Origin of the sequence: Pseudomonas sp. N40(2020) (assembly GCF_014472415.1) — a bacterium.
In the GTDB taxonomy this organism is placed as follows: Bacteria; Pseudomonadota; Gammaproteobacteria; order Pseudomonadales; family Pseudomonadaceae; genus Aquipseudomonas.
On the sequence record NZ_JACSZV010000003.1, the window covers coordinates 126,800 to 148,976 of the forward strand.

Genomic DNA, 22,177 nt, shown 5'->3' on the forward strand with positions numbered 1-22,177 from the left:
GTCTGTTAAGGCATCAAAATCTTGCGGAGCAAGGCTGCCCCATGGATTATTTTGGACCGCACATTTTCGGTTATTTGATCGCCCTTATACACACCCTCGGCTTGATCGCTGCCATACATGCGGTGCTGACGGTGCGCACGGCTCAAGGCTCGATCGCCTGGGCATTGTCGCTGATCTTCATTCCTTACCTGACGCTTATTCCGTACCTGGTGTTCGGTCGCAGCACCTTCGATGGCTACATCAAGGCGCGCCGCCAGGCCAACGAGCAGATGCGCCTGGCCATTTCCGAGCTGAACTGGCGCCCGTGGGTGGAAGAAGCCCTGACCGCGCGCGCCTCGAATGCCTACGCTTCCTTGCGTGCGATGCCGAAACTGGGGCGCATGCCGTGTCTGGCGAACAACGAAGTCCAGTTGCTGGTGAACGGCACCGAGACGTTCAACGCGATTTTCCAGGTCATCGATCAAGCGAAGGAAGCAGTGCTGATCCAGTTCTTCATCATCCATGACGATCGCCTTGGCCAACGCCTGCGTGACTTGTTGCTGAAGAAAGCTGCCGAAGGCGTGACCATTCACCTGCTCTACGACCGTATCGGCAGCCACGCCCTGCCCCACAGTTATGTGCAGGCGCTGCGTGATGGCGGCGTCGAGGTCAAAGCGTTCGCCACGCGCAGCGGCTGGCTCAATCGCTTCCAGGTCAACTTCCGCAATCACCGCAAAATCGTCGTGGTCGATGGCGTGGTCGGGTTTGTCGGCGGGCACAACGTCGGCGATGAATACATGGGCGAGAAACCGCCGCTGGCACCGTGGCGCGACACTCACGTAAAAGTGCGCGGCCCGGTAGTAGCGTGCATGCAGGAATCCTTTGCCGAAGACTGGTTCTGGGCCGCGCGCACGTTGCCGCCGCTGATCCTGCCGGACGAATACCCTGACGACGGCGTGCTCTGCCAATTGCTCGCCACTGGCCCTGCAGACGCCTACGAAACCTGTTCGCTGTTCTTTGTCGAAGCCATTCACGCAGCGACAGAGCGGGTGTGGATCACCAGCCCTTACTTCATTCCGGATGAAGCCGTGTTTGCGGCGTTGCGTCTGGCGGTGTTGCGCGGTGTCGATGTGCGCCTGTTGCTGCCGTCGCGCCCCGATCACCGCATCGTCTACGCCGCGTCCAGCCTATATGCCTTTGAGGCTGTGCGTGCAGGCGTGCGGGTGTTCCGTTACGAGCCTGGGTTCCTGCATCAGAAAGTGGTGTTGATCGACAGCGAGATCAGCGCGATCGGCAGCGCCAATCTGGACAATCGTTCGTTCCGGCTGAATTTCGAGGTGATGCTGCTGACCGTCGACAGCGACTTCGCCGCCAACGTGGAACACATGCTCAAACAGGATTTCGAGCAAGCCTACGAGATCGCCAAAGAAGAAAGCCGGGAGGTCCACCGCCTGCAACAAGTCGGCATGCGGATCGCCCGGCTGATCTCACCGATTCTCTAAAAACCATCAAGGATGGTAGATATCGTCGCGTGTCCATGGCAGTTCATGGCTGCCATCGGCGTGTGCTTTCACCGCAAGGATCTGGTGCAGATTGATCCAGCCGTGCGCGAACGCGTAAGCACAACCGGCCAAGTACAGCCGCCAGATCCGTAGCGCCTGATCGGGCACCAGTTTGCCGGCCGCTTCGAGGTTGTCCTCCAGCCGCTCACTCCAGTGATCCAGCGTACGGGCGTAATGCAGGCGCAGACTTTCGACGTCGACAATCTCCAGGCCTGCTTCGCTGATCTCGGCGGAAATCATCGACAGATGCGGCAACTCACCGTTGGGGAATACGTATTTCTCGATGAACTCCCCGGCGCCGCGCCCGACCGGACGGCCATCGATGTGCTTGGCGGTAATCCCATGGTTCATCACCAGACCGCCCTCCTTCACCGCGCCGAACAGGGTCTTGCAGTACTCAGCCAAGTTGGCGTGGCCAACGTGTTCAAACATGCCGACGCTGACGACTTTATCGAAACGGCCGTCCTGCGGCAGATCGCGGTAGTCGAGCAATTGCAGCTCGATCTGGTCTTCCAGACCTTCGGCCTTGACGCGCTCGCGCGCCAGTTCGAGTTGTTCCTTGCTCAGTGTGATGCCGAAGACCTTGGCACCGAATTCCCGCGCAGCGTAACGCGCCAGTCCGCCCCAGCCACAACCGACATCCAGCAGATAATCGCCCGGCTGCAAACGCAGCTTGCGGCACAGATGACGGAATTTGGCTTGCTGTGCCTGTTCGAGTGACTCGCTGCCAGTCTCGAAATAGGCACAGGAATACGCCATGTCGCTGTCCAGCCAGAGCTGGTAGAACGCGTTGGACAGGTCGTAGTGGTAGGAAATGGCTTTGGCGTCGGTTTCCTTGTCGTGCAAGGTCCGCACAGGCTGATTGTCTTCGTCTTCATTGAGCAAAGCGTTGCTCAGTTCGTCGCAGACCCGGATGACCTCGCTGATCGAGCCCTCCAGTTCAAGCTTGCCTTCAACGAACGCCGCCCCCAGGGCGTTCAGGCTTGGATGGGTGAACTGGCTGACCATCTGCGGGTCCTTGACCACGATGGTGACACTGGGCGCCGGGCCCAGATTGTACTCGTGGCCGTCCCAGAGCCGCAGGCGAAGCGGAAGCTGCAGGTTCTGTAAGGCCGGTGGAAGTTGCACGAGCATGGAAAATCCCCCATGTTTCAGACGTCCAATCTGAGGGTAGACCATCCTGGAAAATTAGCAGGCTATCGATTTAATTAGCCTTATCTATCGTTGCAGACGCTCTAGCAGGCCCTCCTGCACCCACTGTTTCAACCAGGTCACTGCCTGAAGTGGAGCGCCCTCTCCATAGATGACTGCTAACTCGGCGCACAGTTCGGCGAAACTCCAACCTTCGTTTACCAAGCCATTCAGAGCATTGGTCTCGGCAGATTCCAGACTGCGGTAATGACAGCTCAGACCGTTGCGCCAGATCAGGTAGATCTGGGGGATTTGAAGTGGCTGGCTGGGAGGGAAATCGGTTTCTTCCTTGACTGAGCGCCACAGGGCAAAGCTATTGAACCGGCATTCCAGCCACTGAACGCAAGACGCCTGTTTGACTCGCAGCGCTGGCCATTCTTGCGCGGACAGTGTCGTCATTGTTTCGAGGGTTAACGGCTCACCCGCTGGCGCATCGAAAGCCAACGTGAATGCCCATTCGACCACTGCCATTTCAGCCAAAGGAGCACTTTGCTCAGGCACCAGATGCTCGCGAATAAACCCTTCGAAGCCTTTGCCCAGCCAACGCAGACTGTAATGCGCAGACGGGGATTGGCGCAGGTACGCGGTAGCGAGCGCGTCAAATTCCTCGTCGCCCATCCAGTGCCAGATGGCTGGAAAATCGTTGCGCAACACCTCCAGTAACCGCGCTAGATAGGCGTTGTGATAGATCGCCAGACCGGTGCCGACATCCAGTGTCGGCCCGCCGATCAGGCTGGTGCTCAATAGCGGATGGGCTGTTGCCCCCTCATCCAGCAAAAACGACTCAAATGCAGATTGCCATTCTTTCAGGCGCATTGCTGTCTCCCGGCCAGAACCGTGTCACCTGACTGCCGGGCTTTCTGCAGTTCATCAAGCAACTCTTCAAAAGGCGGAAAATGATCATCACGTTCCAGCAAAGTAGCCACCGGCCCGAAGTGCTCCAATGTACGTTGATACAGCGCCCAAACGGGGTCGCTCACTGGTTGGTCATGGGTATCGATGACGTAATCGCCGTAATCGCTATGGCCCGCCAGGTGCAGTTGACGCAACTTGTCCGCCGGCAGGCTTTGAATGAATGTCCACGGATCGAAGCCGTGATTGCGTGAGCTGACGTAGACATTGTTGACGTCCAGCAGCAACTGGCAGCCGCTTTCCCGGCTCAGGGCAGCAAGAAACTCCCATTCAGTGAAATCATCTGAAGCGGCTCGGACATAGCTGGAGACGTTCTCCAGCACCAACGGACGCTGCAAAACATCCTGAACGTGGCGCACTCGCTGGGCAATGTACTCAAGACTTTCTTGGGTGTAAGGCAGAGGCAGCAAATCGTGCAACTGATGGGCGTTGCCGCGGCTCCAGCACAAGTGATCGGAGATCCACGCCGGGTTGACCCGTTCGGCCAGTTGCTTGAGTTGTTTCAGATAGTCCGCATCTAGGGCATGCGGCCCGCCGATGGAGAGGGAAACGCCATGCATCACCAGCGGATAGCGCTCGGCGATGGCATCCAGGTAATACAGGGCTTTGCCGCCCTGCACCATGAAATTTTCGGAGACCACTTCAAACCAGTCCACGTCCGGCGACTGTTCGAGGATCTGCTGGTAATAAGCGCTACGCAATCCCAAGCCGTAGCCGAGGAAGGGAACAGAGGCGGACATGTGCAGACTCCTGATTAAAAGTGGCCGCAGTGGCGTGAGCCACTGCGGCGGCACTTGCCGGCCAGTTATTCGCCGACCTTGCCACCTGCTTTTTCGCAAGCCGCTTGAGTCATGGCTTTGAAACCGTGGCCTTTGCAGGAGCCCAAGCCTTTGCAAGCGTGGTCTTTGGTTTTGCAGTCGTTCTGGCCTTTGCAGGCAGTCACGCCGTAGCAGTGAACGTTGGCATCAGCGGCCATCGCGTTGGTTGCGACACCGGCAAACAGGGTAGCGGCAGCCAAAGCGAGAGCGGCACCAGCAGCAGCGGTCTTGATAGTCATTTTTCTTATCCTCGGTAATCGTCAGGTGTGTCGGCTGGACGGTGTGTTCAGTCACGACATAGCACTAGAGAGAGCGGTCCCGACGGCGTTACAGAGGTGTCAGAAAAAATATTCAGATTTATTCCTTGAGCTTGAGCAGCGGCTCCTGAAAACGCAGCAAACGCCCAGCGTTGCCCAGTACCAGCAACGTACTGAGGTTATGCAACAACGCGGCGATCATCGCCCCGGCGGCGCCCAACCAGCCGAACGCGGCGAATACCACGATGGCCAGCGTCCAGCCCAGACCGATGATCACGTTAACCTGCAAGGTGCGACGACACTGACGACTCAGCCGCACGCAAGTGCCGAGGCGACGCAGGTCGCTGCCTATCAGAACGATGTCCGCCGACGCCAAGGCGATGTCTGCCCCGCCCGCACCCATCGCCACACCGACTACGCCCGCCTTCAGTGCCAGCGAATCGTTGATGCCGTCACCGACCACCATAGGCCGGAAGCCGTTGTCGATTTCCTTGAGTACGCGATTGAGTTTGTCCTCGGGCAAGGCCTGGGCTTGTACCTCGTGCAAGCCGACTTCTTGCGCCAATGTCTGGGCGACACTTTGTCGGTCGCCAGTCAGCAACAATTGCCGCCCGAGGCCCAATTCGCGCAATTCATTGAGAGCAAACCGGGCTTCCGGTTTGACGCTGTCGGCCAACAACAGCCAAGCTAGAAATTCACCGTTCAGGGCCAGGCCGGCAATGGGGCCGTCATGCTCGGGAATACTCGTCGTGGCGATTTTCAATTGGCCGAACAACTCTGGCCGACCAAGCGCTGCTTCGCCCTGCGCGGTCATTGCGACGATACCGAGTCCCTGCCGCTCGTGGATTTCGCTCAGCGGCAGATAGCCTTCCTGACTGACCAAGCCTGCCAGTGCCCGACTGACCGGGTGACTGCTCGCCGCGCCGAGGCTGGCGGCGAGCGCCATGACCGTCGATTGATCCGCGCGCGAACTGTTGATCGACTGCAAGCGCAAGGTGCCGTAAGTCAGAGTGCCGGTCTTGTCGACCACCAGCGATGTGAGGTCGGCCAGTTCTTCGAGGAACGCCGAGCTGCGGATCAGAATCCCGTGCCGCGCCGCAACCGCTACACCGGCAATCGCCGTGGCTGGCGCCGACAACACCAAGGCGCAAGGGCACGCCGCCACCAACACCGCAAGCATCGCTTGCGCGTTGTTGGTGATGAACCAGGTGACCGCCGCCAGCAGCAACACCAGCACCATGTAACTGCCGGCATAACGTTCAAGCAATCGAGTGATTGGCGGTTTGGAGCGTTCGGCGTTTTGCATCAGAGCGATGACTTTGCCGAGCGTCGATTCGTCTCCGGTACGGCTCACTTCGATTCGCAGCAGGCCGTCCAGATTGATCGCGCCGCCGAACACCGTCATGCCCACTGCAGCTTCTACCGGAACCGACTCTCCGGTAATAGAAGCGGTGTCGAGGCTGGCCTGGCCAGAGAGAACTCGACCGTCAGCCGGCACCCGATCGCCGGCACGCACCTCAACGGTATCGCCCGGTTTCAGCGTGCCGTTGTCCACTTCAATGATCGAGCCGTCAGCCTGAATCTTTCGTGCATGGCTGCGGGTCAATTGGCCGAGTGCATGAATCGCTTCCTGCGAACCGATGACGCTGCGCTCCTCCAGCACATGACCGAAGATCATGATGATCGGCAGCAAAGCCGCAGTGAGCAGATCACCCGTCGCCCAAGCGCCGAGCATCGCCAAAGCAATCAGTTGATCAGTGATGCCGTGCAGGCTTGGATAACGCAGGCTGTACCACGCCGAACGCATCACCGGCACCGCCACTAATAAAGAAGCAAAACCGAGCAGCAACTGGCTGACACCGGTTTGCTCCGGCGCCAGCCAACGCCAGATCAAGCCGAGGCCAAGCAAACCCAGGGCGAGCATCGCCAAGGTCAATTGCCTCGCCGCACGACGTTGTTCGGCCGAGGACAACAGGCTCGGTGCTGGGGTGGTCGCGCTCATTGACTGGCTCCCTGAATGATCAGGCGGGAATCGTCTTTCGGATCGACTGTGGTCACCGATCCGGCCTGGCCGAGGATCTTCGGCATGCGCTCGCGGTACAGACGCAAGAGCATTTGCGGGTCGGTGCCTTGTTGTTGAGATTTGGCCAGGCGCAACACCGTCGCAGTGTCGGCAGATGCTTTGGCCAAGCGCTCACCCGCCTGAGCGTGGGCGACTTGCAGCGTGCGGTCAGCTTGTTCGTTGGCGGTCTGGGTGAGTTTCTCGGCATCGGTGCGCGCGTTGGCTACGGCTTTGTCGGCTTGCTGACTGGCGGTCAAAACGGCGTTGAAGGCACTGACGGCAGGATCGGGCAGACTCGATTGCACATCGACCCGCGTCACTTCGACACCGATGCCCTGCCCGCTCGCCTTCAGTTCGGACAAGCGTTTGTTGATGCCTTGCACCAGATCACCCCTCAGTCTTTCGCGGCGCTCGGCAGCCTGATTGTCGGCGCCGATCAGTTCCGGTCGGGCAACCAGAATGGTGTCCAGATCCCGAGCGGCCGTCAGTGCCACGGCGCTGCGCGTGACCAAACGATCCAGCGCCGGCACCACATGCTCGCCCTGAAGCACAAAGTCATAGGGGTCAGTGACCTTGTAAAACACCCGCACATCCAGCTGCACCACACCGGCATCACCGGTCAATAAATAACCAGATCCGGCCAACGCATCGCTGATCGGTGTGGCGAATGAAGCGACCCGTTCAGCTTTCAGCGCTTCGTCACTGCGCAGCAGATTCGCCACTCGACGCTCGATCACACGATCCGCCGCTGGCAGCAAAACTACCTGCTCGAACGGCTGTGGCCAGGCCAATAACAGGCCGGCGTTCTGGATGCGATCCAGCGCACCAAAGTGCAAAACCACGGCGCGATTCTGCGGATCAATCTGCCGCACATTAGAGAACACCCAAGCCAATGCGGCCAACACCGTCACCGCGTACAAGGCTAAAAAGGCCAAGCGTCCCGCCTGAATCCACGGACTGCTCAACGAATGTGTTCCACGTGGAACTTCTTCATTCATGGCTGCGATCCGGATTTGCTGTCGAGATTTGGCGGGCCATCGACCAGCACGCGGAACGGCGCGGCATCGGTGCGCAGTATCAGTTTTGTGTCTGGGGTGACGATGGTCCCGAGGGTATCCAGTGAGCGCAGCAGGTTGTACAGCTGCGGCGAACCCGCGTAGGCGCGACCATAAATCTGCGCGGCCTCAACGCGAGATTGCGCTTCGATATCGGCGGCTTTCACTGAGGCATCCGCCTGCACAATCCGCGCATCGCGTTCGGCGGCAGAGCGAATTTGCGCCGCCTCACGCTTGCCGATTGCGGTGCGTTCGGTGGCAATTGTTTCACGCTCGGCGCGCATGCGATCAACCGTGGCAGTGAGTGTCACTGAGGGCAGCGTCAGCCGTTCGATACCGACCTGCACCACCCGCACGCCATAAGTGGCGAGCAATTGCTGATCAATCTGCTGACGTAATTGTGCTTCGAAATCGGCAATCCGCACCTGACTGGCATCGGTGTTCACCAAGTTGGCCAAGTCGAAACTGCTGGCGGTGGTCTCCAGGGCAGAGCCGACAAACGTACGAATCTGCCGCGCCGCTTCGTCGGGTTGGTTCTGCACCGCACGCATGAAGCGCTGCACATTGTCCGGGTCACCCTGCACCTGCCAGGCAACGTAAGCCTGGACGATGATGCGCAAACCGTCGCGGGTGCCAACATCCTGCAAACCGCTGGAGGTGGTGCGCAGGCGCAAGTCCACCGGGATCGCCGCTTCGAACGGCGCCGGCCAGCGCCAGCTCAACCCCGGCTCGAGCAGAACTCGCGACGGGTTACCGAAACGGGTAATGACAGTCGCTTCACCGGAGCGCACTTGCACCGCACTCGCTGCGGCGATGGCGAACGCCACCAGCAACGCCGCCCAACCCATGCGCCGCCAAGGAAATGGCCCCGCCTCCTCCGGCGTACCGTGGTGGTGACCGTGATGATGGTGATGCCCGCCGTGGCCGTGATCGTGGCCGCCGTGGTCATGATGATCGTGTGTATGCGACTGGCTCAATGGGCAACTCCTGGTTGAGCGGTGGTACGCGCGGGCGTCGGGTCAGCCGGCAGCGTGAACGTGCGCAAGTCGATGGTCGGCGCGTTGCTGCTGCCGCCCAGGCGATGGTCGAGGATCAGCAATTTGGCTTTACTCAGGCCTTGGCTGAGCTGACTGAGGTATTGCTCCAGCACAAACGCCTGGCCGGCGCTGACGTAGGCTTTTTGTTCGGCACTGAATTTCAAATCAGCGGCCTGTGCGGCTGCGCCGATTTCGCGGGCGTTGGCGCTGGCCTGATCGCGAGCAAGGCTGGCTTGCAACTGCGCTTGGTTGCTCGCTTCGGCAGCAGCACCGCGCTCGCGGGAGATCAACGCCTGCGCACCGATCTGCGCCGCTTGCACACTGTGATAGGCGTTCGCGGCGCCGGCCGGCGGGTGAATCGCCTCAACCACCGTGGCGAGAATCTCCACGCCACTGTCGAGTGTTTGCAGATCATTTTGCACCGCACGGCCGATCTCTTCCGCCAGCCCTACCCTGTCCGCACCGAGCAAACCGTCGAGGGTGCGGGAGGCGAAGTCGTGGACGAGAATTCGGCTGGCGGTGCTGCGGATGAGAGTCGGCACGTCGGCGCTGTTGTAGGTTGCAGCCAACGCTGCCTGATCACTCAGACCGATGCGGTAGACGAAGCGCACGTCCATATTGACGATCTGAAAGCTCTGCTGCTCGCCCCGGCTGCTGGCGATGACTTGGGATTTATCGTTCACATGACTGGCGTCCCACAGGCGATTTGCTGTGATCGGTGCTGGGCCTTCGGCGGGATCGAATTGCAGCGGTGCCGGGTTTTCGCCGACGCTGGTCGCCAGTTCATGGACCACGCCGTTTTCGACGTTCAACACTCGACCCAGTGGCCATGGCAAACCGGAGTGCAAACCAGGGCCGAACACCTGCACCGGTTTGCCGAAACGTTCGTAGATGCCACGACCTTGCAGGGGAATTTCGTGGATACCGGTCAGCAACCAGCCGAACGCCGCGACCAGTGCCAACACCGGAAGAAACGCACGACGCATGTAACTGAACGCCCAGATCTGGCGCAGATCGATGCCGAAGCGGTTGTGCAATTCGTGCTGCAGCGCGAGCAGTGGTTGAGGCGGCCAACGCAGCAGGTCGGCGACAAAACTGCGCGCCAGTAGCGTCGGTTCAAGCTGATCGCGGCGCGGGCTGAATATCGAAAGAACGGCACGCAATAGAAATTCAATCGCGACCAACCCCGGCAAGATGCCGATCAGCACTGCAAGGCGAACCGGCCATAAGGCGGTCTGGCTGGCGAACAACAAACACAGCGCCCCCACCACCAGGCTGATGATCGCGACTCGCGACAGTTGCGCCAGCGAACTCGCTTCAGGCCATTGCGCCGGGGTTTGCTGAGCCAATTGCCGCTCCAGCACCAGCAAACCAAACGCCAACAACAGGGCCAATGCCGCGCCGACGGTGGCAGACGCCCCTACAGCGGCGGGCGGTAAGGCAAGGTTCCACACCTGCTCAATGCTGATCACCGCCAGCACTGCCCAAGCGCCCAGCCATAACGTCGCCGCACCGATCAGACTTAGTAGGTGCAGGCTGCGTTGACTCAGTCGATCCAGCAGCCGTTCGTACCAGCCATCCGGCGCGCCAGGCTGCTCCATCGGCGCAGGATTCGGTACGACAGGATTGATCACCCGTGCCCGCCATCGCGTCACCCACCAAGCCGATTGCAACCCGGCAACCAGCACCAGCAACGCCGCGCTCTGGTTGATCAACAGCGGAACCCACAACGATTGCGGCGCAAACAGTGCGACAAAAAACGCCAGCACCCACCCTGCCCCGGCCAATCCCCCCAACGCAATTGCCAGCCGTCGCAATCGGCGGCCCTGCGTAACCGCCTGCTGAAAGCGCGGCAATCCGGCCACTTGCGTGCCATCAACCTCCAGATCGACCTGCATATCACCCCAACGCCATCGGCTCTCATCTCATATCGTTACGATATAACGAAATACGTGAAATATTCGTCCACAAATTGCGCTTATCTAAGAACGCCCAAGCTGTCGCTTGCCTGAAGCCTTGACCGAAATGTTCGGGAGCGCACATATTACGCTCGTAATTTTACTCAAGAACTACCGTTAGCGATCCGCATCCCTCAACCAGGAGTAAGCGCATGAGCAACTATGACGTAGTGATTCTGGGCGGCGGCCCCGGTGGCTATAACGCGGCCATCCGCGCAGGCCAGTCGGGCCTCAAGGCTGCCTGCGTTGAAGGTCGCGCGACCCTCGGCGGCACCTGCCTGAACGTCGGTTGCATGCCGTCCAAAGCCTTGCTGCACGCCTCCGAGCTTTACGATGCGGCCATGGGTGCGGAATTCGCCAATCTCGGCATCGAGGTCAAACCGACGCTCAATCTCGCGCAGATGATGAAGCAGAAAGACGAAAGCGTGACCGGCCTGACCAAAGGCATCGAGTTTCTGTTTCGCAAGAACAAGGTCGACTGGATCAAAGGCTGGGGCCACATCGACGGCCCGGGCAAGGTCACCGTGACAGGCGATCAGGGCAGCAAGATCGAGCTGACCGCCAAGGACATCATCATTGCTACCGGTTCCGAGCCCACGCCCCTGCCCGGGGTCGAGATCGACAACCAGCGCATTCTCGATTCGACCGGCGCGTTGTCACTGAGCGAAGTGCCCAGGCATCTGGTGGTGATCGGCGCCGGCGTGATCGGCCTCGAATTAGGTTCGGTGTGGCGCCGTCTCGGCGCGCAGGTCACCGTGGTCGAATACCTCGACCGCATCTGCCCCGGCGTCGATGGCGAGGCAGGTAAAACCCTGCAACGCTCACTCAGCAAGCAAGGCATCGCGTTCAAATTGAGCTCGAAAGTCACCAGCGCCACCACTTCGGCCAATAGCGTACAACTCAGCGTCGAACCGGCCGCGGGCGGCACGGCTGAGTTACTGGAGGCGGATTACGTGCTGGTGGCCATCGGTCGCCGCCCCTACACCCAAGGCCTGGGCCTGGAGAACGTCGGCCTGAGCACCGACAAACGCGGCATGCTCGCCAACAAACAACATCGCACCGAAGCTCCGGGGGTCTGGGTGATCGGCGACGTCACGTCCGGGCCGATGCTCGCGCACAAGGCTGAAGACGAAGCCATGGCTTGCGTCGAGCAGATCCACGGCAAGGCCGGCGAGGTCAATTACGACCTGATCCCCAACGTGATCTACACCAAACCGGAGCTGGCCAGCGTCGGCAAGACTGAAGAGCAGCTCAAAGCTGAGGGCCGCGCCTACAAGGTCGGCAAGTTTCCGTTCACCGCCAACAGCCGGGCGAAGATCAACCACGAGACTGATGGTTTTGCCAAAGTCCTTGCTGATGAGCGCACGGATGAAGTGCTCGGCGTGCACCTGGTCGGCCCCAACGTAAGCGAAATGATTGGCGAGTTTTGTGTGGCGATGGAATTCAGCGCTTCGGCCGAGGACGTCGCCCTGACCTGCCACCCGCACCCGACTCGCTCCGAGGCGCTGCGCCAGGCCGCGATGAATGTGGAGGGGATGGCGACGCAGATGTAGAAGATCAAAAGATCGCAGCCTCCGGCAGCTCCTACCTGAAATGCGTACCCTTTAGGAGCTGGCGAAGGCTGCGATCTTTTCGGTTTTCAGGATGGAAGATGCCCCAGCGGCAAGGCGCCCGGCGTCTTCACCGTGTGAATCGCAAAGTTGCTGCGGATATCACTCACGCCCGGCAGCTTCAATAGGCAACCACTGAGAAACCGGTCATACGCACGCAGATCCGGCACCACCACTTGCAGCAGAAAGTCCGATTCCCCCGATACCAGAAACGCTGAAATCACCTCCGGCAACGCGGTGACGGCCGCGTAAAAAGCTTCGGCCTGTTCGTCGTTGTGGCGCTCGACCTTAACCCCGACAAACACCGTCAATCCCAGCCCCACCTCATCGCGATCCACGTTGGCCTGATAGCCGCGAATCACCCCCGCCTCTTCCAGCATCCGCACCCGCCGCAAACACGGCGACGCCGACAGGCCGATCTCATCCGCCAGCTCGACATTGCTCAAGCGTCCGTCACGTTGCAGGGCGGCGAGAATCTTGCGGTCGAAGGCGTCGAGTTTCATGGTTGGCAGATCCTGATGGCGAGAGCGCAAAAAGAAATCAGGTTATGCCAATACAGAGGCATTTTGAAGCGGACTACGCAAGCACCTGCCTCGCCCTTCGCCTCTAGACTGACGTCACCGAATCGACAACGAAAGGAGTGTGACGTGGCGAGTCTATGGCTGTTTTTCCTGGCATTGGCGGTGGTGTTTCTGTTGCCCGGGCCGGACATGATTCTGCTGCTGCAAACTGGCGCCCGACAGGGCCGCGGTGCGGCGCTGGCCACCGTAATAGGCTTGGCGATTGCCCGCGCATGTCACGTGGTATTGGCGGCGTTGGGGCTGTCGGCGCTGTTCAAGGCTGCGCCGTGGACGTTCGAAGTGGTGCGCCTCGCCGGGGCGGCGTATCTGCTGTGGATCGGCATTCAATGCCTGCGCAGCACGCTGGTGCCGAGCCTGAATGCCGGGGATGTTACCGAGGCACGCGGGCAATGGCGCGAAGCGATCCGCCGTGGTTTGCTGACCAATCTGCTCAACCCCAAAGCGTTGCTGTTCTGCTCGGTGCTGCTGCCGCAATTCATCGTCACCGACGGCGCACCGGTGCTGAGCCAGTTCGCCCTGCTCGGCCTGTTGCTGGTCGGCATAGGCCTGCTGTTCGACAGCATCTACGCCCTGGCCGGTGCCGCGCTGGGCCGTTGGCTGCAACACAGTCCAACGGCGCAACGGGTTCAACAATGGCTGTTCGGCAGCCTGTTGATCGGCTTCGCGGTGCGCCTGACGTTCATCCAGCAGGCTTAACCCTTGCGAGCCTTGCGCTGGCGACGAGTGATCAGCAACAACGCCGCGCCGACCGCCAGCACAATCGCGCCGATCTGCACCGGCCACTTGTACGGTCGCAGGCCCGCGCGGACAGCGTCGGTGACTTGGGTGACGTAGCGCTTGTCGGCGTTTTCGAAATCCGGGTACGGGCACTGATTGCCGAAATCCACTGCCCACGGCACGTAAGCGCCTTCCTTCACGTAACGCTGATACAACGCGCTCTGATCTTCCAGGCTGCTGTTCCAACCAGCGGCGGAACACAGCACGGCGGCGAACGCCTGACTCGTGTGCGGCAGGTTGTCGGCGGCGCGATTGGCCAGCGCGGTGGCAACAAAGCGATAGTGATAACGCTGATCGGGCTGCGCTTCACTGGCCTTTTGGCGTTGAACCTCGGCTTCGGATACCAACGGACCGATTTTCAGCTCGGCGGTTTCCAGGCTGTAATTGCCGCCGAACGTGGCGTAATCCGGGGCCATCTCGTAACCGAGGATATCCATGCCCCACTCACGGGCCGTCCACGCCGCGTTGTACAGCGCACTGGCGCGCTTGGTCGGCCACCAGGCGGAATCGGCTTTCAGTCTTTGCTCGCCGTAGAGGCGGGCCTTGTTCTGCAGATCGGCATTGTCGAAATAGCCGACGGCCTCTGCGTAATGCCCTTCGCGCAGCAAACGCCGGCCCAGCAGATTGCGCAGGCTGGCGGCGACGGGCAGCGGCACGTAATTGTCACGCTGCTCTTGAGTCAGCGCCGGCGGAGCCGGCACGTTGGCGTCGACATACTGCTTGAGTTCGTCGACGGTCAGCACGCGTTCGGCGACCGTCGCGGCATCGAACCAATAAATGCTGTTGCTGCGATACAGCTGGACGAAGGCTTGCAGGTACTCACCGCGTTGCAACGCCAGAATCGCGCTTTCGCCCTCGACCCGGCATTTCGGCTGGACCGTTTCCAGTGCCCAGTCCGGCGTGCGTCGAAAGCCCCAGTCTTCGTTTTGCGGGAAGGCCTGCGCGGCTTTCGCATAGGCGGCTGCCGCCGCATTCTTGTCACCGTCGCGCACTGCCAGTTTCGCTCGCAGCCACCACGCGAGACCACCGTCGCCAGCGTGTTCGAGGAAGGCTTTGGCGCTGGCGTAGTCGCCCTGCTGATAATTCACCGCTGCCAATCGATCGGCGTTGTCGAAGGTGCCACGGGTACTGTTTTGCAGAAGCTTGACCAGTTTCTTTTCGTTCGGCGGTTCATCGCCAAACGACCAGCCGAGGCGGCTGAGCAACGATGCGGTGACCAGTTTCTGCACCTCTTCGTGTTGCATCAGCTTGGCCAATTCCGGCTCGGGCATGTCGGCCAACTCGTTCGCCAGTTGTTTCAGCGAGGTGTAGCCAACCGGTGAACCGTGCACGCTCTGCGCTGCATAAAGATTGATCGCATCGTCCCAGCCACCGGCCATACGCGACGCTCGCGCCTCTTCCCCGAGGCTGGCGACACCCAGCCCCAACGGATCGCTGAAACCGTCGATGCTCAGTTGCCGGGTCTGGCGAAACGCCGAGATCGCCTGCTCCAGCGGATCGAGCATGTCGTCAGCCTCGGCGCTCATGGCGAACAGCGCGCGCCCCTCGGAATACGCTGCCCACGTACTGCGCAACGGGCGCTGATCCGCCGGTAGCGCCAGCAGTTGGCGGAAATAATCGACCGCCAGTTGATGCTCGCCGACATTGAAGGCCACCGCTCCCGCCACATACAGACGGATTTCCGCCGGCAGACTGCTGCCCTGTGTATAAGCGTCGCGGGCATCGGTAAGCCCGCGCAGACGCGTAACCAGTGCTTGCTGTTCATCGGTCAGGCCGGCGGCTTCAGCCTTGTTGCGCTCCTCGGCAGGCTCCGCCGGCTCGGCGTAAATAGCGTTCGCATTGTCGGCGGCAGGTGCGGGGTTTTTCAGCCCGGCGATCGCTTTGCCCAAGCGGCTGATTTCGAAGTTGAAGTTGCCTTCGGGCAGATCGGCCAGCGTCTGCCCGCGATTGTCGAGCAGGCGCATCGGGAAGTCCGGGCCGCAGGCCAGCGCCGAGCCCAGCGGCAGACAGAGGCTCAGGCAGAGCAGATGGCGGGGCCAGTTACGGGTCAACATGCGAACCTCCTTGATCAATAAATGCACAGCGCGCCCAACCGATGGCGCGCTGCCCGTTCGCCGGCAAGCGACCGTTGCGAAGGCGGGTGAAGGTAAGCAGATCCGGGCTCTGTTGCAATGAATAACCGGCGAGCGCGTCGGCGCCTTCGCAGTCGCTGGCTTTCACGGTGATACGTGCGGGCCAGGCGCTGTCGAGGTTGCCGGCATTGTCGAGTCGGAGGTCGTAGAGGCCGCTGTGTTCACTGACGCTGAGGGCGAGTGGGCTGTGCAACTCATCGCCCCGCGCAACGGCGCGCAGCGTGGTCAGGCTCCAGGCGCGGCGGTCATTGACCAGCGGCAAGCGAAACCAGATCAACCCGGCCAGATGCGTGGGTGGATCGTCCCGCAGCGCTTTGCCGAGTTGGCTCAGTTGCACTGGATCTGCGAGCAGTTCTCGGCGCTGACCGCCACGCTCAAGCGGCACCTCACTTTCCACCACCGGCGCGCCGTCGACATCCGGCAACAGCGCCACACCGTAGGCGGGCAACGCCAGATAAAACGGTTTGCGGGTGATTTCCCCCCAGGCCTCGGCCCAACGCCGCGCCTGCTCAGCGTCGAACAAGCCGCGTCGCGGGTCGCTGACGGCATGCACTTGCAGCACGCTGCTGTCGACTGTCGCCAACAATGTCGGCAATTGCGCACTGTCGAGCCAGGCCGGCAGCGCGGTAATGCTCAGAGGCAACGATTGCGGGAGTGCCGAGCGTAGATGTGTGAGAAATTCTGCATAGGCCGGCAGCCGCGCATTGCCGGCATCGTGGTCGATTTCCACGCCACTCAGGGTCAGGCCCAGCGCCTGCCAGTCATTGATGAGCTGAAGGGTCTGCGCCGTGACCTGTTGCTGATCCAGCGCCTTGAGTTGGCCATCGAGGCGAATCACCGCAATCAGCGGGCGGCCATCGCTTTTCAGCAACTGTGGGTCGATACGCGCGCGGCTCCACCCGGCATTCGGGAACGCCTGCAACGCAAGCACCCGCAAGGTGGAAAATTCACTGCGGCTATCACGCAACGCCGCCTCATGGGCCGACGTCCACTGGCGTTGCCAGACGTAGAGTTGCTGATCGAGTGGCGCTGCGCTCTGCTGTTCACAGGCAGACAGCATGAGCAAAGCCAACAGACCGACGATAAAGCGCATACCTTGCAAACCCCTGACACACAGGGCTGCAAGGTTACACAAAACTCAGTTGCAAAAGCTTCAAGGCTTACGGGCGATGATCACCTGACTTTTCGCCACGACCGCATCCAGCGCCTGCTTGATCTGCGCCCCGCGTGGCGAGTCCAGCACCGCCTGCCAGGTGTCGGCCCAATGATTGAGCAGTGGATGATCAGGGTTACTGAAATCGACCTTGGCTTCCCAGAACAGCAGCATCCACATCGACCAGTAAAAGCCGTACTGGCTGTGGCTGATGATCTCAAGGCCGGCCTCACTGACCATGGCCTTGAACTGCTCTTCGCTGATGATCCGGATGTGGTTGGGCTTCTGGAAATACTCCGGCGCCGCGATGTCTTTTTGCAAGTCTTCGGAGCTCGGGTGCGGCACGCTCAACAGGTACAACGCGCCCGGCTTGCCGACGCGCACCAGTTCGGCGAGAAACTGCGCGGGGTCGTCGACGTGTTCAATGACTTCGGTGGACACCACGCGCGTCGCTGTCGCGTCGGCAATCGGCAGCGGATTGCAGTCGGTGACGTGGCATTCGATATCGCGCGCCGGGGTGTCGCTCAGACGCTGACGCGTCGCCTCGACCTTGGCGCCGTCGATGTCGGCAATGATGATCTTCGCCCCACGCATACCGCAGAAATGCACGTTGCCACCATCACCGCAGCCGACATCCAGCAGCGTGTCGTCAGCGCTCACGGGAAAGCCTGTGAACAGCTCGCCGGTTGCCTGGTTGAACCAGCCGCTGAGCATCGCGTCGTGCAGGCCGAGCATGTACGGATCAGTCTTCTCGGCGACCGCAACGGCAGGCTGTGCAGACGTCGCCGCCGTGAGTTTCTTCAAAAGGCTCAGCATGAGGTGGCTCCAGAGGATGGGACGGCGGTGGGTGACGTACCGAGGCGTTTGACCAGTGCTGCGCCGCGGTTGCGCATAGGCATTTCGATGAAACGGTAATTGAGTTCGCTGAGCAGCGCGATCAGGCCGAAAGCGATTACCAGCGTTAGAATCGGATGGCCGGCAGGGCTTGGCAGACCGGCGCTCTGTAGCCGGAAAATCAGTTCACGCACCAGTTGATAGGCCGGAATGTGGATCAGATAGATACCGTAGGAGCGGCTGCCGATCCACGCCATCAGCCGTTGCGCATGGCCGGCGGGCAACAGATAGTCACGGTTGTAAGAAGCAATCCAGACCAGCACCGCGCTGAGCAGCGCGATCGAACCGATGCGGTAATTGGCGAAGGTGAAACGGTCGGTCGCCATGAAACTCATCAGCAAACCGGTAGCGATCAAGGCCAAAATCCCGAGCCAGGGCCTGCGCAGACACGTCGGCTGCCAGCGCTGATAACCCGGCTGCACACTCCACATTGCCAACAGCACGCCGAGAGCCAGGGCGTCGGTGCGCACGACCATCAGCAATGGCGTGCGCATCGTGAAAATCTGCACGGCGACCAGCGCCAGCAAGGCCCAGACCAGATGCTTGCGACAGAGCAGAATCAACAGCGGAAACAGCAGGTAGAACTGCTCCTCCAGTGACAGGCTCCAGTAGACGAAACTGCTGCCGTACTCGTACTGGAAGAAGCTGTCGGCAAAACGGAAGTTGGCGTACTGCAACACACCCGCCAGCGTTGCTTGCAGGTTGGCGTACAGCGAACCGAACGCGCCCGAACGATTGAGAAACACACACGCCAGCAGCATCAGAGCCAACCATAACCAGGCCGATGGCAACAGCCGAAAAGCCCGGCGCAGCCAGAAGTTGCGCGTCTGTTGCCAGTATTCCTGGCGGGTTGTGCAACCTTGCAGCACCGGGATCAGGCCACGGGCGATAACAAAACCGGAGATGGCGAAAAACAGATCGACGCCCCACCACGGCTGGGCCCATGCGTGAATTTTTACCAGCAGCGGCACCGGGTCGGTAAACAGGCTGCCCTGCAAGTGATGGAACAGCACCCCCAGCACCGCGATCGCACGCAGGACCTCAATGTCCATGATCCGTTTGCTGTTCATGCTCCGGGGGTTTCCACGGTCACACCACGGCGCTCGAACAACTGCGCAAAGAAAACCCGTAACCGCTGTTCAGCGACTGCCTGGCTGCAGAACGCTTGCAGGCTGCTGACCGCTTGCGCCGACATCCGGGCATAGCGCGCCGGGTCGTTTTTTGCCACTGCATAACTTTCCCGATAGGCCGCGCACAACGACGCCCAGTTGGTCATGTAGCGCAGCGTACGAAAGGCCTTGCGTGGGTCGTGCGGCCAGGCTGTGAGTTCATCGGTCGACTCGATCAGGAACGCATTTTCGGCGCTCAGGTAATCGATCATCGCGGTGGTGCGCGGGGCCACCGCCGGTTTGCCGCACGACATGAATTCCATCAGCGGCAAGCATTGGCCCTCGCCGTATGACGTATTCACTACATAACGAGTGGCCTGGACCAGTCGCTCGTAGTCGGGGTCGGCAAGGTAGCCGTAGATCAGCACGATACGGCAGCGATAAGACTGATTTTTGTACAGGTGATGCAGGATGTCGCTCAGCGCTTCTTCGGCATCGTGGTGCGTGAGCTTGAGCACCAGCGTGGCGTCTTCGATGTCGCGAAAACTCACGCAGAACGCGCTGAGCATGTCTTCCCAATTCTTGCGCCCATCACCGGGATTGAACACCGAGGTGTACACCACACCGTCAAGCAGCAGCTCCTGCTCGGTGAGGGGCGCCTCAAAGTCGATGCCTTTGCCACTGCGCAAATGCATCGGGCCGAAGGCATTCAGATCCAGTTTTCGACTGTCGGCCACCAGGCCTTTGATCTTCAATCGCACCGTAGCCACCGGCGACTGCCCTTGCAACTGCGCGCCGCGGGCTGCGAAGCGATCCCATACCGGCGCCGGCACCGCGACAATCGGGTAATCAGCCTCCATTGCTTCGCGCACGGCGTTGACCGTGTAGCTGGAATGGGTAATGGCAGCACCGCAAGCGTGCAGCACGGTGCGCCAGTCATTACGCGGCTCACCGGCAAACGGTTCGTTGGGGATCGTGCTGAATTCCCATGCAAACACCGGGAGCGTCGGACATGCCAGGTTCACCGGCGTGCGATGCGGCGGGGAAAACGACAGGAACACACAGGGCTCGCCCCGAGCCAGACACTCCAGATAGAGCGCATCGACTTCGACCTGCGGGTCTGCCACTTCCACCACGCGCCCGAGGCGCTCGAGTACCGGGCGATACTCCTTGAGCACGAAGTAGTAGCTGTATTCCGAACGGCCCAGGTTCTGCGCGATGGTGTGCTGGTTGGTTTCAGAATGGATGATGATCAGCATGAGGCGCTATCCGTCACTGGCACAGCATCGAGGGTGCGCGGCACCAGTCCGAAAAAATCAGCCATGCGCTTTTGCACCGGCGCGAACGCGCAGTAATCATGCATCCGTGCAATCGCAGCAGCCGACAGGCGCTGGTAATCCTCAGGCTGCGTTTTGGCCATTCGATAGCTGTGTTCATAAGCACTTCTCAGCGAACCCCAGTCGGGTCGATGACGCAGTGTGCGATAGATGATGCGACTGTCCTGCGGCCAGATAGTGAGTTCCTCACTGGACTTGACCACGAACGCCACCGACTCGTCGATGTAGTCTTCCATGGCCGTGTGATCCGGTGCGATCACCGGTTTGCCGCTGGACATGAATTCCATCAACGGTAGACACAGCCCTTCGCAACGCGAGGCATTTACGTAGAAACTGGCGGCGCCATAAAGCCTGGCGTATTGCGCGTCGTCCAGATAACCGTGCATCACCACCACCCGGCAAGCAAAGGGTGAAAGCTGCGCGAGCAAGGTCATTAACTCGCTGTAGTAAGACGCCAGATCGTTCTGGGTGATCTTCAGCACCAGTGTCGCATCGGCTCTTTCGCGCAAGGCCCAGCAGAACGCGGTGATCAGTTGATGCCAGTTCTTGCGGCCATCCTTGGGGTTGAACACGCTGACGTAGATCACGCCGTCGACCGCTATGTCGACCACCGCCGAGGTGTCCGGCAGGTTCAGCGGCTCGGGTTCGATAACCGGTACCGGTTGCGGGCCGCAAATGGCCGGCAGGCGTTTTTCGAGCCAGCCGTGCAATTCGTCCGGGACCCGATCGCGAACCCCTTCCCAATACCAGTTGTACAAAAACTTCGACCGCGGCAGCGGTGGCGCGTAGTCGCGCCCTGCATTCAGCAACCACAGACGCAGGTAATGCCGGGCAATGATCAAGCGACGTTTGAAGGTCAGCGGTGGCGGTCGGGCGGCCTCGAGTTCGGCGGCCAAAGCCGCTTCCTGCTCGGCGGTCAGTGGTGTCGGGATCAACGCATCGGCCGACAATCCGAGCGTTCGGGTATCGAAGATGCAGCCCTTGATGGAAAGCACCGCGCCCGGATTGATCGGCCTACAGACGTGCTGCTCGCGAATCGCCGCAAAGTTCTCCCACAGCGGCGTCGGCAACACCAACACCGGAAAGTCTTCGCCCATGGCCCGGCGAATGGCTCGGGCGGTGTGGCTCGACAAGGTGATGACCCGGCCCTGACGTGCAAACATCTGCGTCCAGTCATGGCGCGGATCGTTATCCCACTGCTCATCGGGGATCGAATCGAACTCCCACGCGACCACGCAAATCGTCGGGCATTGCAGATCGACCGGAGTTTTCTGTGGCGGGGTGAATGACAGGAACACGCTGTCTTCGCCGGCGGCGAGCAGTTGGCGATAAAGCGGATCGACTTCGGCGCTGGACGACACAATGTGCACCTGACCGAGACTCTCGAGTATCGGGCGATAGGCCTTGAGCACAAAGTAATAGCTGTATTCGGGACGTCCCAGGCTCTGGCTGATGGAGCTGTCGTTGACGTCCGAGTGAAGAATGAAATTCATGGCATCCCACGATGAAGCCGCCATCCCGGCAGCCTCATGCTATGACGGCCCGGCGTCGGATCAAGTCGGCATCACCGGTGCTTGTCCTTCATCTTCAGGCACGTCTTTGTTCTTGTTTTAGTGGTCAGTTTCACCCCGTTGCACAATGCCCACGGCGAACCGACGGGAATGGCGACGAGGGGCATTCTAAACACATCCGCAAAGGATCCGTGAACCGCCCGGCGAGAATAAATCGGTCTACGCTAACGAGAACTGACCAG

General features: G+C 60.6%; 18 protein-coding genes. 3 read left to right on the forward strand and 15 right to left on the reverse strand.

Going from position 1 to position 22,177, the window contains the following annotated elements:
* Positions 1 to 41: 41 nt before the first annotated feature.
* The gene (gene cls / locus IAI51_RS03390) at positions 42 to 1,481 is read left to right on the forward strand and encodes a cardiolipin synthase (RefSeq protein WP_187677199.1); all 1,440 of its coding nucleotides are present in this window, start codon (positions 42 to 44) and stop codon (positions 1,479 to 1,481) included.
* Positions 1,482 to 1,487: 6 nt separating this feature from the next.
* On the opposite strand, the gene cfaB is transcribed toward cls, so the two are convergent.
* The 8 genes from cfaB to hflK (IAI51_RS03430) form a co-directional block, all read right to left on the reverse strand.
* Positions 1,488 to 2,675: a C17 cyclopropane fatty acid synthase CfaB gene (gene cfaB, locus IAI51_RS03395; RefSeq protein WP_187677200.1), complete on the reverse strand. Its 1,188-nt coding sequence runs from the start codon at positions 2,673 to 2,675 to the stop codon at positions 1,488 to 1,490.
* 84 nt (positions 2,676 to 2,759) lie between these two features.
* Positions 2,760 to 3,548 (reverse strand): DNA-binding domain-containing protein, encoded by a 789-nt coding sequence (locus IAI51_RS03400; RefSeq protein WP_187677201.1) that lies wholly within the window; start codon positions 3,546 to 3,548, stop codon positions 2,760 to 2,762.
* Positions 3,539 to 4,384, reverse strand: a complete 846-nt coding sequence (locus IAI51_RS03405) for a DUF692 domain-containing protein (RefSeq protein WP_187677202.1) — start codon at positions 4,382 to 4,384, stop codon at positions 3,539 to 3,541. Before IAI51_RS03405 ends, IAI51_RS03400 begins: the two co-directional genes overlap by 10 nt.
* A 65-nt stretch (positions 4,385 to 4,449) precedes the next feature.
* A complete protein-coding gene (locus IAI51_RS03410) occupies positions 4,450 to 4,701 on the reverse strand; it encodes a hypothetical protein (protein WP_187677203.1) in 252 nt (83 codons plus the stop codon).
* Positions 4,702 to 4,819: 118 nt separating this feature from the next.
* Positions 4,820 to 6,721: a heavy metal translocating P-type ATPase gene (locus IAI51_RS03415; protein ID WP_187677204.1), complete on the reverse strand. Its 1,902-nt coding sequence runs from the start codon at positions 6,719 to 6,721 to the stop codon at positions 4,820 to 4,822.
* Entirely contained in the window at positions 6,718 to 7,779 is a 1,062-nt protein-coding gene (gene hflK / locus IAI51_RS03420; protein WP_187677205.1) for a protease modulator HflK, read from the reverse strand. The genes IAI51_RS03415 and hflK (IAI51_RS03420) overlap by 4 nt, the downstream gene beginning before the upstream one ends.
* Positions 7,776 to 8,813: a protease modulator HflC gene (gene hflC, locus IAI51_RS03425; protein ID WP_187677206.1), complete on the reverse strand. Its 1,038-nt coding sequence runs from the start codon at positions 8,811 to 8,813 to the stop codon at positions 7,776 to 7,778. Before hflC ends, hflK (IAI51_RS03420) begins: the two co-directional genes overlap by 4 nt.
* Entirely contained in the window at positions 8,810 to 10,771 is a 1,962-nt protein-coding gene (gene hflK, locus IAI51_RS03430) for a protease modulator HflK (protein WP_187677207.1), read from the reverse strand. Before hflK (IAI51_RS03430) ends, hflC begins: the two co-directional genes overlap by 4 nt.
* 212 nt (positions 10,772 to 10,983) lie before the next feature.
* On the opposite strand from hflK (IAI51_RS03430), the gene lpdA reads away from it, so the two are divergent.
* Entirely contained in the window at positions 10,984 to 12,384 is a 1,401-nt protein-coding gene (lpdA, locus tag IAI51_RS03435) for a dihydrolipoyl dehydrogenase (protein ID WP_187677208.1), read from the forward strand.
* Between the two features lie 86 nt (positions 12,385 to 12,470).
* On the opposite strand, the gene IAI51_RS03440 is transcribed toward lpdA, so the two are convergent.
* Positions 12,471 to 12,944 carry an Lrp/AsnC family transcriptional regulator gene (locus IAI51_RS03440; protein WP_187677209.1) on the reverse strand — a complete coding sequence of 158 codons (474 nt, stop codon included), beginning with the start codon at positions 12,942 to 12,944 and terminating at the stop codon, positions 12,471 to 12,473.
* Between the two features lie 144 nt (positions 12,945 to 13,088).
* On the opposite strand from IAI51_RS03440, the gene IAI51_RS03445 reads away from it, so the two are divergent.
* The gene (locus IAI51_RS03445; protein ID WP_187677210.1) at positions 13,089 to 13,718 is read left to right on the forward strand and encodes a LysE family translocator; all 630 of its coding nucleotides are present in this window, start codon (positions 13,089 to 13,091) and stop codon (positions 13,716 to 13,718) included.
* Here the strand turns inward: IAI51_RS03445 and IAI51_RS03450 are convergent.
* The 6 genes from IAI51_RS03450 to IAI51_RS03475 are packed head-to-tail and all read right to left on the reverse strand — an operon-like array spanning position 13,715 to position 21,917.
* A complete protein-coding gene (locus IAI51_RS03450; RefSeq protein WP_187677211.1) occupies positions 13,715 to 15,853 on the reverse strand; it encodes a hypothetical protein in 2,139 nt (712 codons plus the stop codon). The genes IAI51_RS03445 and IAI51_RS03450 overlap by 4 nt on opposite strands.
* Positions 15,840 to 17,024, reverse strand: a complete 1,185-nt coding sequence (locus tag IAI51_RS03455; protein WP_187677212.1) for a DUF3142 domain-containing protein — start codon at positions 17,022 to 17,024, stop codon at positions 15,840 to 15,842. The genes IAI51_RS03450 and IAI51_RS03455 overlap by 14 nt, the downstream gene beginning before the upstream one ends.
* A gap of 60 nt (positions 17,025 to 17,084) precedes the next feature.
* A complete protein-coding gene (locus IAI51_RS03460; RefSeq protein ID WP_187677213.1) occupies positions 17,085 to 17,900 on the reverse strand; it encodes a class I SAM-dependent methyltransferase in 816 nt (271 codons plus the stop codon).
* The gene (locus IAI51_RS03465; RefSeq protein WP_187677214.1) at positions 17,894 to 19,048 is read right to left on the reverse strand and encodes an acyltransferase family protein; all 1,155 of its coding nucleotides are present in this window, start codon (positions 19,046 to 19,048) and stop codon (positions 17,894 to 17,896) included. The genes IAI51_RS03460 and IAI51_RS03465 overlap by 7 nt, the downstream gene beginning before the upstream one ends.
* On the reverse strand, positions 19,045 to 20,346 hold the full coding sequence (locus IAI51_RS03470) for a glycosyltransferase (RefSeq protein ID WP_187677215.1): 1,302 nt from the start codon (positions 20,344 to 20,346) through the stop codon (positions 19,045 to 19,047). The genes IAI51_RS03465 and IAI51_RS03470 overlap by 4 nt, the downstream gene beginning before the upstream one ends.
* Positions 20,340 to 21,917: a glycosyltransferase gene (locus IAI51_RS03475; RefSeq protein WP_262410285.1), complete on the reverse strand. Its 1,578-nt coding sequence runs from the start codon at positions 21,915 to 21,917 to the stop codon at positions 20,340 to 20,342. The genes IAI51_RS03470 and IAI51_RS03475 overlap by 7 nt, the downstream gene beginning before the upstream one ends.
* Positions 21,918 to 22,177: the final 260 nt, after the last annotated feature.

Bases quoted from the DNA above. Each gene is read 5' to 3' on its own strand.
- IAI51_RS03475 (WP_262410285.1), bottom strand. From the start codon at position 21,917: ATGAATTTCATTCTTCACTCGGACGTCAACGACAGCTCCATCAGCCAG.
- IAI51_RS03415 (WP_187677204.1), bottom strand. From the start codon at position 6,721: ATGAGCGCGACCACCCCAGCACCGAGCCTGTTGTCCTCGGCCGAACAA.
- IAI51_RS03400 (WP_187677201.1), bottom strand. From the start codon at position 3,548: ATGCGCCTGAAAGAATGGCAATCTGCATTTGAGTCGTTTTTGCTGGAT.
- IAI51_RS03470 (WP_187677215.1), bottom strand. From the start codon at position 20,346: ATGCTGATCATCATCCATTCTGAAACCAACCAGCACACCATCGCGCAG.
- hflK (WP_187677207.1), bottom strand. From the start codon at position 10,771: ATGCAGGTCGATCTGGAGGTTGATGGCACGCAAGTGGCCGGATTGCCG.
- cfaB (WP_187677200.1), bottom strand. From the start codon at position 2,675: ATGCTCGTGCAACTTCCACCGGCCTTACAGAACCTGCAGCTTCCGCTT.
- IAI51_RS03410 (WP_187677203.1), bottom strand. From the start codon at position 4,701: ATGACTATCAAGACCGCTGCTGCTGGTGCCGCTCTCGCTTTGGCTGCC.
- IAI51_RS03455 (WP_187677212.1), bottom strand. From the start codon at position 17,024: ATGCGCTTTATCGTCGGTCTGTTGGCTTTGCTCATGCTGTCTGCCTGT.
- IAI51_RS03465 (WP_187677214.1), bottom strand. From the start codon at position 19,048: ATGAACAGCAAACGGATCATGGACATTGAGGTCCTGCGTGCGATCGCG.
- IAI51_RS03450 (WP_187677211.1), bottom strand. From the start codon at position 15,853: ATGTTGACCCGTAACTGGCCCCGCCATCTGCTCTGCCTGAGCCTCTGT.
- hflK (WP_187677205.1), bottom strand. From the start codon at position 7,779: ATGAATGAAGAAGTTCCACGTGGAACACATTCGTTGAGCAGTCCGTGG.
- cls (WP_187677199.1), top strand. From the start codon at position 42: ATGGATTATTTTGGACCGCACATTTTCGGTTATTTGATCGCCCTTATA.
- IAI51_RS03405 (WP_187677202.1), bottom strand. From the start codon at position 4,384: ATGTCCGCCTCTGTTCCCTTCCTCGGCTACGGCTTGGGATTGCGTAGC.
- IAI51_RS03440 (WP_187677209.1), bottom strand. From the start codon at position 12,944: ATGAAACTCGACGCCTTCGACCGCAAGATTCTCGCCGCCCTGCAACGT.
- IAI51_RS03460 (WP_187677213.1), bottom strand. From the start codon at position 17,900: ATGCTGAGCCTTTTGAAGAAACTCACGGCGGCGACGTCTGCACAGCCT.
- lpdA (WP_187677208.1), top strand. From the start codon at position 10,984: ATGAGCAACTATGACGTAGTGATTCTGGGCGGCGGCCCCGGTGGCTAT.